The organism is Streptomyces sp. C1-1, from assembly GCF_050214755.1.
In the GTDB taxonomy this organism is placed as follows: Bacteria; Actinomycetota; Actinomycetes; order Streptomycetales; family Streptomycetaceae; genus Streptomyces.
In genome coordinates, this window is record NZ_CP189826.1 from 1,420,504 (window position 1) to 1,436,735 (window position 16,232).

At 73.2% G+C, this 16,232-nt stretch carries 11 protein-coding genes and 2 pseudogenes; 7 read left to right on the forward strand and 6 right to left on the reverse strand.

What is annotated here, in order from left to right; translation table 11 throughout:
• Positions 1 to 51 precede the first annotated feature (51 nt).
• The 3 genes from ACQF4J_RS06470 to ACQF4J_RS06480 all read right to left on the reverse strand — a co-directional run bounded on the left by ACQF4J_RS06470 (position 52) and on the right by ACQF4J_RS06480 (position 2,184).
• Positions 52 to 231, reverse strand: a complete 180-nt coding sequence (locus ACQF4J_RS06470; protein ID WP_351579770.1) for a hypothetical protein — start codon at positions 229 to 231, stop codon at positions 52 to 54.
• 491 nt (positions 232 to 722) lie between these two features.
• Positions 723 to 1,142, reverse strand: a complete 420-nt coding sequence (locus tag ACQF4J_RS06475) for a CBS domain-containing protein (RefSeq protein WP_351579767.1) — start codon at positions 1,140 to 1,142, stop codon at positions 723 to 725.
• A gap of 73 nt (positions 1,143 to 1,215) precedes the next feature.
• Positions 1,216 to 2,184: an alpha/beta hydrolase gene (locus ACQF4J_RS06480; RefSeq protein ID WP_427165030.1), complete on the reverse strand. Its 969-nt coding sequence runs from the start codon at positions 2,182 to 2,184 to the stop codon at positions 1,216 to 1,218.
• Between the two features lie 199 nt (positions 2,185 to 2,383).
• Between ACQF4J_RS06480 and ACQF4J_RS06485 the strand changes: the two genes are divergently transcribed.
• The gene (locus ACQF4J_RS06485) at positions 2,384 to 2,839 is read left to right on the forward strand and encodes a MarR family winged helix-turn-helix transcriptional regulator (RefSeq protein ID WP_351581450.1); all 456 of its coding nucleotides are present in this window, start codon (positions 2,384 to 2,386) and stop codon (positions 2,837 to 2,839) included.
• Here ACQF4J_RS06485 and ACQF4J_RS06490 read toward each other — a convergent pair.
• Positions 2,826 to 5,285, reverse strand: coding sequence for a SpoIIE family protein phosphatase (locus ACQF4J_RS06490; RefSeq protein ID WP_427165032.1), 2,460 nt, complete (start codon positions 5,283 to 5,285; stop codon positions 2,826 to 2,828). The genes ACQF4J_RS06485 and ACQF4J_RS06490 overlap by 14 nt on opposite strands.
• A gap of 187 nt (positions 5,286 to 5,472) precedes the next feature.
• On the opposite strand from ACQF4J_RS06490, the gene lanKC reads away from it, so the two are divergent.
• The 4 genes and pseudogenes from lanKC to ACQF4J_RS06510 all read left to right on the forward strand — a co-directional run bounded on the left by lanKC (position 5,473) and on the right by ACQF4J_RS06510 (position 12,380).
• Complete coding sequence (gene lanKC / locus ACQF4J_RS06495; protein WP_427165034.1) at positions 5,473 to 8,037, forward strand: class III lanthionine synthetase LanKC; 2,565 nt, start codon at positions 5,473 to 5,475, stop codon at positions 8,035 to 8,037.
• 75 nt (positions 8,038 to 8,112) lie between these two features.
• Entirely contained in the window at positions 8,113 to 8,229 is a 117-nt protein-coding gene (locus tag ACQF4J_RS06500) for a SapB/AmfS family lanthipeptide (protein WP_030937754.1), read from the forward strand.
• Between the two features lie 108 nt (positions 8,230 to 8,337).
• Positions 8,338 to 10,038 (forward strand): annotated as a pseudogene (locus ACQF4J_RS06505) (ABC transporter ATP-binding protein); the annotation flags it as partial.
• A 467-nt stretch (positions 10,039 to 10,505) separates the two neighbouring features.
• On the forward strand, positions 10,506 to 12,380 hold the full coding sequence (locus ACQF4J_RS06510) for an ATP-binding cassette domain-containing protein (RefSeq protein ID WP_427165037.1): 1,875 nt from the start codon (positions 10,506 to 10,508) through the stop codon (positions 12,378 to 12,380).
• Here the strand turns inward: ACQF4J_RS06510 and ACQF4J_RS06515 are convergent.
• Together ACQF4J_RS06515 and ACQF4J_RS06520 are read right to left on the reverse strand one after the other, a co-directional pair.
• Positions 12,303 to 12,827, reverse strand: a pseudogene (locus tag ACQF4J_RS06515) (LuxR C-terminal-related transcriptional regulator); the annotation flags it as partial. The gene ACQF4J_RS06510 and the pseudogene ACQF4J_RS06515 sit on opposite strands and share 78 nt — an antisense overlap.
• Before the next feature lie 551 nt (positions 12,828 to 13,378).
• A complete protein-coding gene (locus tag ACQF4J_RS06520; RefSeq protein ID WP_351805759.1) occupies positions 13,379 to 14,833 on the reverse strand; it encodes a S1 family peptidase in 1,455 nt (484 codons plus the stop codon).
• 191 nt (positions 14,834 to 15,024) lie between these two features.
• Between ACQF4J_RS06520 and ACQF4J_RS06525 the strand changes: the two genes are divergently transcribed.
• The gene (locus ACQF4J_RS06525; RefSeq protein ID WP_351581438.1) at positions 15,025 to 15,438 is read left to right on the forward strand and encodes a PaaI family thioesterase; all 414 of its coding nucleotides are present in this window, start codon (positions 15,025 to 15,027) and stop codon (positions 15,436 to 15,438) included.
• 479 nt (positions 15,439 to 15,917) lie between these two features.
• Positions 15,918 to 16,133: a hypothetical protein gene (locus ACQF4J_RS06530; protein WP_058921350.1), complete on the forward strand. Its 216-nt coding sequence runs from the start codon at positions 15,918 to 15,920 to the stop codon at positions 16,131 to 16,133.
• The last annotated feature ends 99 nt before the right edge of the window (positions 16,134 to 16,232 follow it).

Consider the following 16,232-nt stretch of genomic DNA (forward strand, 5'->3'; position numbering starts at 1 on the left):
TCTTGGGCGGCGCAGCGGGTGTCCTGGTGCGGGCGGGCGGTCGGGGGACCGTCAGTCCTCGCCCCGCACGATGTTCCATTCGCCGTCCGGCAGGGCCGTTCGGGTGGTGCTCGCGTCCACGACGGCAGGCAGGCAGGTCCTTACGACACCCTCGCCGCGCAGGTGCTGTGCCTTCAACGAGCCGGTGTCCGGCCTGGCGAGGGTGGGTTTCTCACTGGTGTGCGACGTCACGGCGGCTCATCTTCCTTCTGCCTCGATCTGCCTCGATGCTCCGCGTTCGGGTCCCCCGCCGGGGCTTCGTCAAACGCCGTTCACGGCCGGCCCCGCCTCCCCTGACGGCAGACATCAGGGCGTGGCGCGACGGGGTGCCGGGGTGCCGGGGTCGCGGCGGTAGCGTCGCCGCGGTTCGTGGAGGTCGGGCTGCCGGCGCTCGCCATAAGGGCCGAACTGGCCCGGCCGGGGCTGCAGTTCATGAACGAGCACACCTACAGGCGCACGCCCCGAAGGGGGACGTAGGAGCCGTCGTGGACGACCTCGCGCATGTCCTCGTGGAAGAGGAACGTCAGCCAGACCCCGGTCAGGACCAGGACGAGGAGGCGGTAGAGGGCCAGTTCGCCCAGGAGGAAGGACCAGTGGTCTCCCTGGCCAGTGTCGCCGTGCTGTCCATCCCACGGGGCGGGGAGCGGGCAGTGCCGGGGAGGCGGAAAACCTCGTTCGCGTGGTCAGCCGTTGGGCCGGGCCACGCTGATGTCGCCCAGTGCGGACTCCGGGTCGCGTTCCATGGCGAGGTCGCCGAGGGAGAGGATGCCGACGGGCCGGCCGTGGTCGACGACCGGAATCCGGCGTACGGCGTGCTCGCGCATCAGCCCGATCGCGCGGTCGAGGTCGTCGTCGGGGGCGACGGTGACCAGGTCGTCGCTGCAGGCGCCGGAGACGGTCCTCTCCTCGGGATCGCCGCCCTCGGCGAGGGACCGCACCACGAGGTCGCGGTCGGTGACCAGACCGCGCAGCCGGTCGCCGTCCGTCACGAGCACGGCGCCGAGGTCCTGGTCGCGCATGATGCGGGCCACGGCGGTCACCGAGGTCTGCGGGCCGACCGTCGTCGGGTCGCCGGTCATGATGTCGCTGACGTGCTGGGGCATGGCGTGCCCTCCCGGGTGCCGGACGGCGGCGCAGGTCGCCGCCGTCCGTTCCGGGTACCCGGGGCAGCGCCGGTCAGGCGGTGCCCAGCGCGGTGCGCAGGGTGGTGACGGCCTGGTTGATGGCGGCCTCGGCGGCGTGGGTGCCGCGCAGGGCGTTGAGCATCACGAAGTCGTGGATGATGCCCTGGTAGCGAACGGCGGTGACGGGGACGCCGGCCGCGCGCAGCTTGTTGGCGTAGGCCTCGCCCTCGTCGCGCAGGACGTCGGCCTCGCCGGTGATGACCAGGGCCGGGGGCAGTCCGGTCAGCTGTTCGGTGGAGGCGCGCAGCGGGGAGGCGGTGATCTGGGCCCGCTCGGCGGCGTCCGTCGTGTACTGGTCCCAGAACCACTGCATGCCGTCGCGGCGCAGGAAGTAGCCGGTGGCGAACTGGTGGTAGGAGGCGGTGTCGAAGCCGGCGTCGGTCACCGGGTAGAACAGCACCTGCTGCACCAGCGGGACGTCCCCGCGCTCCTTGGCCATCAGGGTCAGCGCCGCGGTCATGTTGCCGCCGACCGAGTCACCGGCCACCGCCAGCCGCGAGGCGTCCAGTCCCTTGCCGGCACCCTCCCGGACGATCCACTGGGCGACGGCGTAGTTCTGCTCGATGGCGACCGGGTAGCGCGCCTCGGGTGAGAGGTCGTACTCGGGGAAGACCACCGCGGCGTTCGCGCCGACGGCGAGTTCGCGGACCAGGCGGTCGTGGGTGTGGGCGTTGCCGAACACCCAGCCCGCGCCGTGGATGTAGAGGATCACCGGGAGGGTGCCGGTGGCGCCCGCGGGGCGGACGAGACGTGCCCGGACGCTGCCCGTCGGGCCGCCGGAGACGGTGATCCACTCCTCGTCGACGGCCGGCTTGTCGATCTCGCCGGACTGCACCTCGTCGACCGTCTTGCGGCCTTCGACCGGGCCGAGGTCGAACAGGTAGGGCGGGTTGGCGGTGGCCTCGACGAAGGCCTGGGCGGCGGGTTCGAGGACGGGGCGGGGTGCGGTGCTGTCGGTCATGACGGCCTCCTCCGGTCGGGTGCCGCGGGCGCGCCCCGGCAGGGACACCGGGCGGGTGCGGCACGAGAAGAAGAGTAGCGCTCGATTAAGTCGTACACAACTTAATCGAGACCGACATGTTCGTAGTCGATTCAGTCGAACGGACTGGAACGGTAGACTCGGTGATCGCCGTGGACAGCACGCACTCGGGAGCCGCACCGTGAGCCCAGCCGCAGTGGAGCCGAGCGAGGGATCGCTCCTCCTGGACGACCAGCTCTGTTTCGCGCTCTACGCCGCCTCGCGCGCCGTCACCGCGCGCTACCGCCCCCTGCTCGACGAACTCGGCCTGACCTACCCGCAGTACCTGGTCATGCTCGTCCTGTGGGAGCAGGACTCGATCTCCGTGCGCGATCTCGGGGCCTCGCTGCAGCTGGAGTCCAGCACCCTGTCGCCCCTGCTCAAGCGTCTGGAGGCGAACGGGCTGCTGCGCCGGGAGCGGCGCGCGGAGGACGAACGGTCCGTCGCGATCCGGCTCACCGAGGCGGGCGCGGCCCTACGGGAGCGGGCCCTGGCCGTCCCGCTCGCCATCGGCGACGCCATGGGCCTGACACCCGAACAGGACGCCCTGGCCAAGCAGTTGCTGCGGCTGATCACGGCCAACGTCAGCCACCGCTGAGCGCGATCTCGGCCCACACCTGCTTGCCCCCGCTGACCGGCACGGTCCCCCAGGTGTCCGACATGGCCTCCACCAGGAGGATGCCGCGGCCGCCGGTCGCATCCCAGCTGATGCTCGTCGGCTTGACCGGGGTGCGGGGCGAGGCGTCGGAGACCGCGACGCGCAGCCGGTTGTCGAGGAGGGTGAGGTCGAGGCGGACGCGGCCGTCGGTGTGCACGAGGGCGTTGGTGACCAGTTCGGAGACGATCAGCAGGGTGGCGTCCCGGTTGACCGCGGGCACGCCCCAGGAGCGCAGGGTGCGCCGGGTGAAGCGGCGGGCGTGCCCGACGGCCTCGGGGACCCGCCACACCGTCCAGCCCTCGCGCAGCGGGCGCAGGGCCATGCCGTCGTAGCGCAGCAGGAGCAGGGCGACGTCGTCGCCGCGGTGGGCGTTGCCGAGCAGGGCGTCGGCGACCAGGCCGAGGTGGGCGGGGTCGGAGACGGCGAGTTCGTGGGCCAGGCGGTCCAGGCCGGTGTCGATGTCGGCCTCGGCGGACTCCACCAGCCCGTCGGTGGTCAGCGCGATGATGGTGCCGGGGCGCAGGCGCAGCACGCCCATCGGGAAGTCCGCCCGCTCCATCACGCCCAGCGGGGGCCCGCTGTCGGACTCGTGGATCTCCGTACCGCCGTCCGGGTGACGCAGCACGGGCGGCAGGTGGCCGGCGCGGACGTACCAGGCGGAGCCCTCCTCCATGTCGACGTCGACGTAGCAGCAGGTGGCGAAGAGGTCGGTCTCGATGTCGAGCAGGAGGCGGTTGGCGTGGGAGACGACGACGTCCGGCGGGTGGCCCTCGACGGCGTAGGCGCGCAGCGCGGTGCGCATCTGGCCCATCAGGGTGGCGGCCGCGGTGCTGTGGCCCTGGACGTCCCCGATGACGAGGGCCACGTGGTTGTCGGGCAGCGGGATCACGTCGTACCAGTCGCCGCCCACGTCCAGGCCGGCGGTGGCGGGCAGGTAACGGGCGACGGCGACCGCGCCGGGCAGCGTGGGCAGCCGCCGCGGAAGCAGCTGGCGCTGGAGCATGCCGACCAGCTCGTGCTCGGCGTCGAAGGCGTGGGCGCGCATCAGGGCCTGTCCGGCGAGGCCCGCGGAGGCGGTGAGCAGGGCACGCTCGTCCGGCCCGAAGTCGTGCGGGGTGTCCCAGCCGATCAGGCAGGCGCCGGCCATGCGGCCCGCGGCGGGCAGCGGCAGCACGGCGAGGCCGCCGGGACCGACCTCGGCCAGCGCGGGCTCCAGGGCGGTGTCGGCGGGCCAGATCTGGGCGCGTCCCTCGCGCAGCGCGGCGGCGAGGGTCGGCATGGCGCGCACCGGGGCGTCCGGCCACTCCGAGCGCCACTCCAGCTGCCACAGCTCCGGCCAGGACTCCGGCTCGGGCGGGTCGAGGACCGTGACGACGAGCCGCTCGCCCTCCAGCTCGGCCAGCGCGATCCGGTCGGCCCGCAGCGGCTTGCGCAGGGCGGAGACCACGGCCTGGCTGACGTCCCGGACGGTGCCCGCGGTGGCCAGGGCGGAGGCCAGGCGCTGCACCCGCGCCACGTCCGTGACGTCGGAGCGCAGCGAGGAGGCGTCGGCGACCGTGCCCACGAGCCGGGCCGGGCGGCCCTCGCCTCCGGGCAGCAGGCGGCCGCGCAGCCGCAGCCACTTCGGCGGGCCCGCGGGCTGCAGCACCCGGAACTCCAGCTCGCGCTCGCCGATGGACATGTGGTCGGCCTCGACGACGGACATCAGCGACGGCAGGTCCTCGGGCACGGTCAGGCCCAGCAGGGTCTCCACCTTGCCGTCGAACTCGGTGCGGGTGAGGGCGAACAGGTCGAGGATGTCGTCGCCGATCTCGACCCGGCCGCTGTCCATGGCCAGGCTGAAGGAGCCCGCGGGCAGCTCCCCGCCCTCGGCGGTGCGGACCGGGGCGGGCGCGCCGACGGCGTCGGCGATCAGCTCCAGGCACTTGCGGTCGTCGGTGTCGAAGCCCTCGCGGCGCTCGCTCACCGCCAGCAGACAGCCGCCGCCGTCGTCGCCGCGGGCCGGCAGCGCCGCCACGAAGAAGTCCCCCGACGGCGTCCGCCGGGCCTCGGCGTGCTCGGCGAGCTGTTCGGGCCCGAGCCACACCGCTCTGCCCGAGCGATGGGCGTCGGCCACCGCGGAGTGGCCGGAGCGGGGATAGCTGTCCCGCAGCCCGAACAGGGTGCGCGGTACCCCCGCCGACTCCAGCAGGCACAGCACGTCCGGGTCCTGGCCCGGGGCGTACACGGCGGCACAGGCCGCACCGGCGTAGACGAGCGCCTGCTCAAGGACGCGCCGCACCCGTTCGAGCGAGGCCGGACCACTCATAAGCGCTTTCAGGGCGACTTCGGCACGCAGGAGTCGCGTTCTGCGTCCCTCCGTGCCCTCACTGACCACGTCCGTCATTACAGCGCGTATGAGCCGCCCGCGCAGCCCCTGTGTGCGTTCCGTGGAGGTCAGAAGGCGTGTCCGCTCGAAACGCGCCGAACATGACTTGACCCATGCGTACCGCACGGTGGTCTCGTGACACACGTGACTGTCCGGGGCCGCCGCCCGGCTGGAAGTCTCGAAGGCGGGCCACGGAGGGGGTTCGATGGACAAGCGGTACGAGGTGTACGCGCTGGCGGACAGACACTTCTACGAGACGCCGGACCGGCTCTCGGCGAGCGGTGAGCAGTCCGCACCGGAGTTCGACACGGCGCGCCGGGCGATACCCGAGGGCTGGGACGCGGCACGGATCGGCGACTGGCTGACGCTGACGCCGCTGGAGGCGGACGGCAGTGTGGTGGCCGGCCCCTCGCAGGGCTGGAAGATCCACGCCTCGGCCACCCGGGCGAACGCCGAGCGCGTCGCCGCGATCGTGTGGGACTACTGCGTGCCGCGCCGCATCCCGTTCAAGTTCGTGCCGGCGCCGCATCTGCTGCATCTGCGCAACACCAAGTACGCGGGCCGCGACAACAGCGGCAAGTTCGTCACCCTCTACCCGGCCGACGAGGAACAGCTCCACCTCGTGCTGCGCGAGCTGGGCGAGCTGCTGAAGGGGTTCGAGGGGCCGTACATCCTCACCGACCTGCGCTGGCACGACGGTCCGCTCTACGTCCGCTACGGCGCCTTCGCTCGCGCCTTCACCGTCGACGAGCGCGGCTCGCTGGTGCCGGCGGTGCGCGACGGCGAGGGGCGGCTGGTGCCGGACCGGCGGGCGCCTTCCTTCCAGGTGCCGGAGTGGGTCACTCTGCCGGCCTTCCTCGAACCGCATCTGGCGGCCCGCAACACCACGACGGTGGGCGACCTGCCGTACCGCATCGAGAAGGCGCTGCACTTCTCCAACGGCGGCGGGGTGTACGCGGGCACGGACACCCGCAGCGGGCGCAAGGTCGTGCTGAAGGAGGGGCGGCCGCACGCGGGGCTGGCCTCCGACGGGGCGGACGCGATCGCCCGGCTGGAGCGGGAGAGGCGGGCCCTGGAGCAGGTGGCCGGGACCGGTGTGGTGCCGGAGGTGCGGGACTGGTTCACGCTGGGCGACCACCGGTTCCTTGTCATGGACTTCGTCGAGGGACGCCCGCTCAACTCCTTCTTCGCCGAACGCCATCCGCTGCTGTCGCCCGACCCCGATCCGGACGCCGTGGCCGCCTACGCGCGGTGGGCGGTGCGCATCCACGGGGCCGTGGAACGCGCGGTGGAGGCGGTGCACGCGCGCGGGATCGTCTTCAACGACCTGCACGTCTTCAACATCATGGTGGCGCCGGACGAGGAGTCGGTCTTCCTGATCGACTTCGAGGCGGCGGCGCCGGTCGAGGAGGGCGGCCGCCAGGTCGTCGCCCACCCCGGCTTCTTCGCACCGCCCGACCGCACCGGCGTGGACGTCGACCGGTACGCGCTGGCCTGTCTGCGCCTCGCCCTGTTCCTGCCCGTGACCACGCTGTTCGTGGTCGACCGGGGCAAGGCGGCCCACCTCGCCGAGGTGATCGCCGAGCAGTTCCCGGACGTGCCGCGCGCGTTCCTGGACGAGGCGGTCGCCGAGATCACGCGTGGCGTTCGGGCTCCGGCCCTCGTACGGCCCGACGACTGGCCGCACAGCCGGGAGTCGATGATCGAGGCGATCCTCGCCTCGGCCACACCCGACCGCGACGACCGGCTCTTCCCGGGCGACATCGCCCAGTTCTCCGACGGCGGTGGGCTCGGCCTCGCCCACGGCGCGGCCGGGGTGCTGTACACGCTCGCCGCGGCGAGCGCCGAACGCTACGAGCAGGGCGAGCGCTGGCTGCTCGCCCACACGGACCCGGCACCTGCGGGCACCCCGCTCGGGCTCTACGACGGCCTGGCCGGCGTCGCCCACGTCCTGGACCGCCTCGGCCACCGGCAGCGCGCCCTCGATCTGGTCGAGGGCATCCTGGCCGAGAACTGGCAGCGGCTGTCCTCCGACCTGAACGGCGGACTGGCCGGCCTGGGCCTGGTCCTGGGCGAACTGGCCCGCGCCACGGGCGAGTCGGAGCTGCGCGAACGGGCGGCCGAGGCCGCGGACATCCTCGTACGACGGCTGGCCGAACCGCTGCCCGAGACACGCGCACGGCGCCGGGCCGGGCTGCTGCGGGGCGCGAGCGGGCCCGCGCTGCTCCTGCTGCGGCAGTACGAGTGGACCGGCGACGAGCGGCTCCTCGACGCGGCCGGCGCCGCCCTCCGCCGCGACCTGGACTGCTGTGTCGTCCAGCGGAGCACCGGCGGACTGGAGGTCGACGAGGGCTGGCGGACCCTGCCCTACCTCGGCGACGGCGGCGTCGGCATCGGCATGGTGCTCGACGACTACCTCGCACACGCCTGCGACCCGGAGTTCGAGAAGGCGCGGGCGGGCATCCTCACCGCCGCCACCTCCCGCTTCTACGCCCAGCCCGGCCTCTTCCAGGGCCGCGCCGGAATGATCCTGCACCTCGCCCGCACCACCGAACCGGGCGCGACCGGGCGGCAGTTGACCGAACAGACCGCCGCACTCGGCTGGTACGCGATGGCGTACGAGGGCCGACTGGCCTTCCCCGGGCACCAGATGATGCGGCTCTCCATGGACCTCTCGACCGGAACGGCGGGCTGTCTGCTCGCGCTGGACGCGGCTGCCTCGGGCACCGCCCACCTGCCGTTCCTTCCGCCGCCACGGCGGCCCTCATGACGCGGCTCCGCAAGCTGACGGAGTCGTGACCCAACCCCGTCCCCACGGGTGGACAGAGAAGGAAAGGGAAAAGAAATGGCACTGCTCGACCTGCAGACCATGGAATCCGACGAGCACACGGGCGGCGGCGGCGCCAGCACGGCCAGCCTGCTGTCCTGCATCAGCGCCGCGAGCGTTCTGCTCTGTCTCTGACGCTCTGAACACCGTGCGCACACGGCCCCGGGCGGTCCGCTCCCACCAGGGAGGGGCCGCCCGCGGTCCGTGGCGCCCCCTCGACCCTGGATGCGAGGCCGCGGCCGTATGACGACTGGCGCCGCCACCGGACAAGCACCGCCGCTGACGAGGCTCGCCACCCGGCACAGCCGGGGCCGGTGCGCGGCCCTGTGCCTGGTGGGCACGGCCTCGACCGGGGCCGGCCTGCTGCTGCCCGCGGCACTCGGCCGCACCCTCGACCTGCTGCTCGCCGACGCCCCCGCGACCCGCTGGGTGCTGTGCTGCGCGGCACTGATCCTGCTGACGGCCCTGTTCGACTCCGTCGAGACGGTGCTCACCGGCACCGTCGACGCCCGGACGACCGCGTGGCTGCGGCGCCGGCTGACCGGCCATGTGCTCGCCCTCGGCCCCCGCGCCACCGACCGCTTCGGACCCGGCGACCTCATCGCCCGCCTCGTCGGCAACGCGGCGCAGTCCGGTACGGCCCCGGCCGCCCGGGCCGCACTGCTCGCCGCCCTCGCCGGACCCGTCGGAGGCGTCGTGGCGCTCGGTCTGGTGGACCCCTGGCTGGCGGTCGTCCTGCTCGCCGGCGCTCCCGTGCTGACGCTGCTGCTGCGCGCGTTCACCCGGGACACGACCCGGTGCGTGGCCGAGTACCAGCGGGTGCAGGGGCGCATCGCGGGCGCCCTGTCGGAGGCGGTGGACGGCCACCGCACCGTCCGTGCGGCGGGTACGGCGGACAAGGAGACGGCGCGGATCCTGCGCCCCCTGCCGGAGCTGTCCCGCGCCGGTCACCGCATGTGGCGGGTGCAGGGGCGGGCCGCCGGCCAGGCCTCCGCCGTGGCGCCGCTGCTGCAGCTCGGCGTGGTCGCCGTCGCCGGAGTGCTGCTCCTGCGGCACCGGCTCACCGTGGGCGAGGTGCTCGCGGCGTCCCGGTACGCGGTGCTGGCGACCGGGGTGGGCGTCCTGGTCGGCCAGTTCGCGAGCCTGGCCCGGGCCCGTGCCGCCACCGACCGCCTCGCCGAGGTGCTGACGCGGCCGGCCCCGGTCCACGGCGACCGCAGGCTGCCCGCCGGGCCCGGCAGGCTGGAGTTCCGTGCCGTGTCGGCGCGCCGGGGCGACCGCGCCGTGCTCGACGGCCTCGACCTCGTCGTCCCCGGCGGCTCGACCCTCGCCGTGGTCGGCCGCTCCGGCAGCGGCAAGTCGTTGCTCGCCGCACTCGCCGGCCGGCTCACCGACCCCGACGCCGGCGAGGTCCTCCTCGACGGCGTCCCGCTGCGCGAGCTGTCCCACGACCAGCTGCGCCGAGCCGTCGGGTACGCCTTCGAACGCCCCGCCCTGCTCGGCACCACCATCGAGGACACCATCGCCCTGGGCCGGTCCTCCCCCTCCCCCGCGCGCGTCCGCGAGGCGGCCCGTACCGCCCACGCCGACGAGTTCGTCCGCCGCCTGCCGCAGGGCTACGGCACCCGGTGCGCCGACGCCCCCCGTTCCGGCGGCGAGTCCCAACGCCTCGGCCTTGCACGGGCGTTCGCGCACGACGGTCGGCTGCTCGTCCTCGACGACGCCCTCTCCAGCCTCGACACGGTGACGGAGGCCCGGATCGCGCGGGCGCTGTCCGCCCACGGCTCGGGCGGCACCCGCCTCCTGATCGCCCACCGAGCGGCGACGGCGGCCCGCGCCGACGCGGTGGCGTGGCTGGACGGAGGGAGGGTTCGGGCGGTCGGACCGCACGCGCGGCTGTGGCGGGAGGCCGGGTACCGGGCGGTGTTCGGCGACGGCGGCGATACGACCCCCCAGGAGGCCGAGTCGGCCGGCGGCACGGCGGACGCCGAATCGGCCGGGAGCACGGTGGACGCCGACACGACCGGGATGGCGGCGGCCGCCGACACGACCGGGATGGCGGCCGCCGAATCGGCTGGGGGCATGGCGGCCGCCGAATCGACCGGGAGCACGACGGACGCCGACTGGACCAGGAGCACGACGGACGCCGACACGACCAGGAACACGGCAGACGCCGACACGACCAGGAACACGACGGACGCCCACACGACCAGGAACATGGCAGACGCCCACACGACCAGGAACACGGCAGACGCCCACACGACCAGGAACACGACGGACGCCCACACGACCAGGAACACGGCAGACGCCCACACGACCAGGAGCACGACGGACGCCCACACGACCGGGGGCGCGGCGGACGTCGAGTCGGCCGGGGGCGCGGCGTGAGTGGCGGGCTTCGGTCACGAGGGGTGCGATTCCTGCGGGCCCGCCGACGGGTCGTCGTACGGCTCGCCTGCTGGTCCGTGCTGGAGACCGGACAGACCTTCCTCACCGGGTACGCCCCGGCGCGCGCGCTCGACGAGGGGTTCCTGGCCGGCCGGGCCGGGGCCGGACTGGCCTGGCTCGCGGTGGCCGGCATCGGCGTGGTCCTGGGCGCCTACGGCACCGCGCGGGTGTACGCGACCGTCGCCGACCTGGTGGAACCCCTGCGGGACCGGCTGGTGGAGGGCGTGGTCCGGCGGGGGGTGCGGGAGGCCGACCGGGGGACGCTGTCCGGGCTCACCCAGCAGGTGGAGATCGCGCGGGACACCTTCGCCGGACTGGTGATGGTCTCGCGGTCGTTCGTGTTCACCGCGGTCGGGGCGCTCGTCGGGCTGTTCTCGCTCGCCCCGCTCCTGCTGCTCGTCGTAGGACCGCCGCTCCTGGCCGGAGTGGCCCTGTTCGTGGCGACGCTGCGGCCCCTGGCCCGCCGGCAGGAGGCGTTCCTGGTGGCCGACGAGGCGCTGGCCGACCGGCTCGGCGAGGTGTGCCCGGGGCTCCGGGACGTCACGGCGACCGGAGCGGAGGAGCGTATCGCCGAGGACTGCGGACGCCTCGTCGACGCCGAGTTCGGCGCCGCCCGCTCCCTCGCCCACTGGAGCGTGCTGCGCGTCGCATCCCTCGCCGTCGGCGGACAGCTCCCCATCGTCCTGCTGTTGGCCGCCGCCCCCTGGCTCCTCACCCGCGGCGTCACCACCGGCGCCCTGGTCGGCGCCCTCGCCTACGTCACCCAGTCCCTCCTCCCGGCCCTGCACAACCTGGTCCACGGCCTGGGCACCAGCGGCTCCCGCCTGACGGTGGTACTGCGCCGCCTGACGTCGGCCGGGGCGGAGGACGTCGGGGGTGGTGAAGTCGCCCTTCGGCGAGGTGAGTTGATCGGCCGGCCGACCCAAGGGGCACCCCCGCAAGGGGAGACGGCCACTGCTCCCGCCCTCTCCCTCTCCGGCGTCACCTTCGCCTACGGCGCCGGTTCCACGCCGGTCGTCGAGGAGTTGGACCTCGTCCTCGCGGCCGGGTCGCATTTGGCCGTCGTCGGGCCCAGTGGCATCGGGAAGTCGACGCTGACGGGCCTGGTCGCGGGGTTGCTGCGGCCGGCGAAGGGGCGAATCGAGGTGTACGGGCAGGCGGTGCCCTCGGCGGCGGCAGCGGCGCGGCGTGTGCTGATCCCGCAGGAGGCCTACGTCTTCAGCGGCACCGTCGCCGACAACCTGGGCCACTTCCGGGCGGACCCGGTGCCGGAGGCGGAACTGCTCGCCGCGGCGGAGGCGGTCGGCCTGGGGCCGCTGCTCGAACGGCTCGGCGGGCCCGACGCGGTCGTCGATCCGGCGGCCCTGTCGGCAGGTGAGCGGCAGCTCGTCGCGCTGGCCCGGGCCTACCTGTCGTACGCCCCGCTCGCCCTGCTCGACGAGGCGACCTGCCATCTCGACCCGTCGGCTGAGGTACGCGCCGAGCGGGCCTTCGCGGCACGGCCCGGCGGCACGCTGGTCGTCGTCGCCCACCGCATCAGCTCGGCCCGGCGGGCGGACCGGGTGCTGGTGATGGACGGCACGGGTACGGCGTTCGGCACGCACGACGAACTGCTGGACGTCTCGCCGCTGTACCGGGATCTGGTCGGCAGCTGGGCGCCCGTACCGGCCCGGCGCTCAGAGCCAGCCCTCGCCCTGCGAGATGCGGATGGCGTCGATGCGGTTGCGCGCCCCGGTCTTGCGGGTGATGGCCGCCATGTAGTTGCGCACGGTCCCGTTGGACAGGTGCAGGCTTCCGGCGATCTCGGCGACGGAGGCTCCCTCCGCCGCCAGCGATAACACGCTCAACTCGCGGCGCGTCAACGGCATTTCCGCGGCCTTGAGGAAACCGAAGCCGAGCGAGTCGTCGACGAAACGTTTTCCCTCCGCAACGCGGCGAATGCCGCGCACCAGCAGCTCGGGCGAACCCTCCTTGCCGACGTAGCCGAGCGCCCCCGCCTCCAGCGCGCGCTTCAGCAGGCCCGGCCTGTTCGCGCCGGCAAGCACCAGAAGTCTGGGTGGGACCGGACTTGGGCTGCGCGGGCACAGCTCGCCCAACGGCGGCATGCCGTAGGCGTCCGCGCATTCCAGGTCCACCGCGCAGACGTCGGGTCGCATCGCCCTCGCCCTGCCCAGCGCGCTCCGCCACGGCGTGTCCTCCACCCGCAGATCGGGTTCCCGGCGGAGCCACTCCGCCAGGACCGACCGCACCAGACACTCGTCGTGCACCAGAAGTACCCGGATCACTCCCCGCCCCCTCAATTCGCGTACGCCGGTTCATGGTGTTGAGCGCGTGCCCATTGTTGGCGCCCGTCATCACCTGTGGGCGCGAAGAACCGGCCATCGGGTTGCGCGGGGGCGCACGCAAGGCGCCCGCACGCTGCGGCGCGCATCGGCTGGGGTGGCATGGGTCCGGGGCGGCTGGGTACCCGCTGCTCTTCGGCGGAGGGCGGTGACGCCTGCCCGCGTACGGGCCACTATGCGGCGGCGAGGACTCCGTTTACTCGTTGCCGGCCGTGCGGGTCGGGTGGCCGGGGGGCGCATCCGGTTTCCCTCACTCGGTCTCCCGGCCGTCCGACGAAGCTGACGGCATGCCCGCCGGGCACATGTCGGCGCACGTCCCGGTGGCCTTGAGGGGGCGGACGGGACTCCGGCGGCGCCGTCGGCGCGGCCGGTCACAGTTGACCGAAACCGGTGGCGGAGACGACGCGGTCCGGCCCTCCCGCCGGAGGGCCGGACCGTCCACCGTCGACCGGAACCGCGTGCGAGGCCGATCAGTGGGTCTGGGTGAGCGAGGACTAGCCGTTGTCCTGTGCGCCGGTCCCGGACTGGTCGCCGGCACCCGCGCCCGACTGGTCGCCCACACCCGCACCCGACTGGTCGCCGACGCCGGACTGGTCACCCGCGCCCGCACCCGACTGGTCGCCCACACCCGCACCGGACTGATCGCCCGTGCCGTCGGTCGCGCTCGCCGACGGGTCGGCGCTGCCGCCCACCGCGTCGCCGCCGCCGGCCTGGTCACCGGCGCCCGCACCGTCACTGGCGGAGGCCGACGGGTCGGCCGAGCCGCCCTGGTCGCCCGCGCCCGCACCGGCGCCCGCGCCGCCGTCGCCCAGCGTGGCACCCGTGGCCTGCAGGGCCGTGGTCACCGGCTGGAAGAAGGTCTCGCCGCCCGCGGTGCAGTCGCCGCTGCCGCCCGAGGTCATGCCGACCGCGCTGCCGTCCTGGGTGAACAGGGAGCCGCCGCTGTCGCCCGCCTCGGCGCAGACGTTGGTCTGGATGAGGCCGGTGACGGTGTCGACGCCGTTCGGGTCGGTCTCGCTCTGGAAGTTGACCGTGGCGTCCAGGCCGGTGACCTGGCCGTTGTGCAGACCCGTGGTGCTGCCCATCCGGAACACCTGCTCGCCGACGGTGGCGTCGGCGGCACCGGTGATCTGGACGGTCTGTCCGTTGCCGACGTTGACCTCGCTCGCCGCCTGGGTGTTCGGGTCGTCGTACTTGACCAGGGAGAAGTCACCGGCGCCGGGGAAGGTGGCCTGGTCGACCGTGGCGATGGGCTGGCCGGTCTCGGAGTCGGACCACTGCTTGGCGGCCACACCGCAGTGACCGGCGGTCAGGAACGCCGGACTGCCGTCGGAGGCCTTGACGTTGAATCCGAGGGAGCAGCGGACCGTGCCGCCCTGCGCCTGGGCGAAGATGGCGTCGCCGCCCGACACGAGGGTCTTGAAGGTGCCGGAGGACCGCTTCACCGTCGCCATGTCGGCGCCGAGGCTCTTCACCGTCGACGTCAGTCTGTTCCAGTCGGTGGCGCTGACGGTGGAGTCGGCGGTGACGGCGAGCTTGTTGGTCTTCGGGTCCATCGCCCAGGCCGTGCCCGGTATGGTCGCCTTGGCCTTCAGGGTCTGGGCACCCGTCTTCAGCGCCGCGAGGCTGTTCTTGACCTCACGGACCTTCGCCCCCGCCTTCTTCGCCTCGACGACCACCTTGTTGTTGTCGCCGGGCACGACGTTCACGACGAGCTGCTGCGCGGCCGAGTCGTAGTAGGAACCTGCGAAGGCCTGGCCGAGCAGGTTCTGAAGCTGCGCGGCGAGATCCGAGGCGTCCGTGGCCTTCAGGGTCTTGGGGGCGGCGCCGGCCGACGAGCCGTCCTGGGAGGCGTTGGCGTTCGGCAGCAGGATTGCGGCCGCGCCGAGCGCCACGACGCTGCCCGCCGCGATAGCGGCCTTGCGCTTCGGAATTCGCTTGTGACTCAAACTTCTCGACCTCCTGGGGGACCGGAGTGTGTGCCGCCGTTCGGCAGCTGTTGTCGTTCTGGGCGCCTGGATGGCTGTTGGTACGCAGGGGCCGCGCGGTGCGTTCAATTCCGTTTGCCAACTCGCTTTGCCGGATGCGGAATCGGCCATGACCGGCGTCCGACGCGACGGCGCGGGGAACAATCGCCCATATGACGATGACGACCGCCGAAGGCGACAAGATCCTCTCCGCCTGCTTCGCCCCTTGGGTTCTCGAACTCGGCCTCGCCGTGGAGGCGGTGGGCGAGGACCGCGCGACACTGCGTCTTCCCTGGTCGGACCGGCTGGCGCGGGAGGGCGGCGGTCTGTCGGGGCAGGCGCTGATGGCCGCCGCGGACACGGCGACCGTGATCGCGGTGTCGGCGGCGCGCGGGGCGTACGGGCCCATGACGACGGTTCAGCAGTCGACGTCGTTCCAGCGCGCGGTGACAGGATCGGATGTCCTGATCGAGGCGGTGGTCACCAGGCTGGGGCGCCGCATGGCGTTCGCGAACATCACGATGACCGAGGAGAGGTCGGGGGAGGTCGCGGCGACGGCGAGCACGGTCTACGCGCTTCTGGGCTGACACGGCCCGCCCGCGCACTTCCGGTCCGGCACGTTCCGCAGCCGGTCGGCTACTTTCCGCTGCGAACACCGCACTCAATCCCGGCTCCTGAGAATCTGCACATTGAATACTCAACGAAGTCACGGGGTGCGGGGGTTCTGCACAAGCGGCCGGCCACCCCCACGCCATTGCGGCAGGAGTGTCGGATTCGCGCGACGATCAGCAAGCGCTCGGACGAGCCGATGCCGTGACGCATGTGAAGAAGCTGCCACCGGCGCGTGCAGAGTCCTGCACGCATCGGTACCTCAGCGACGCAAGTTGCCTGGTGAGACGGTGGTTGATTGGAAGGGCGGACCGGCGGCGTGCTTTGATCCATCGCACTGCGGGGGCCGCGGGGCTTCGGAGACGGAGCCCGGGTGCCTGCGGTCGCGGTGCCGCTCTGTCCCCCAGAGGGGGCCGCTCCCCCCTTGTGAAATATCCATATGAAGGGAAGTTCCATCATGAACTCCACCCCCCAGGTTGAGACCGTCGAGATCTCCGACGCCGAGCTCGACAACGTCTCCGGCGGCCTGGCCGTGAACGCCCTCGGCACCGTCACCGGCCTGGTGGACGGCGTCGCCCCGGTTTCCGGCCTGGTCGACACGGCTGTCGGCACCGTCGAGGGTGTCACCGGTCTGAACACCGCCCCGGTCACCAACCTGGTCGCCGGTCTCTGATCGCACCCTTTGTGATCGTTGAGTCCCGGAGCCTCTTGCCGGCTCCGGGGCTTGTCGATGCCGTGAACCAGCCGGCTCGCGCGAGCCGGTCCTTCCTCG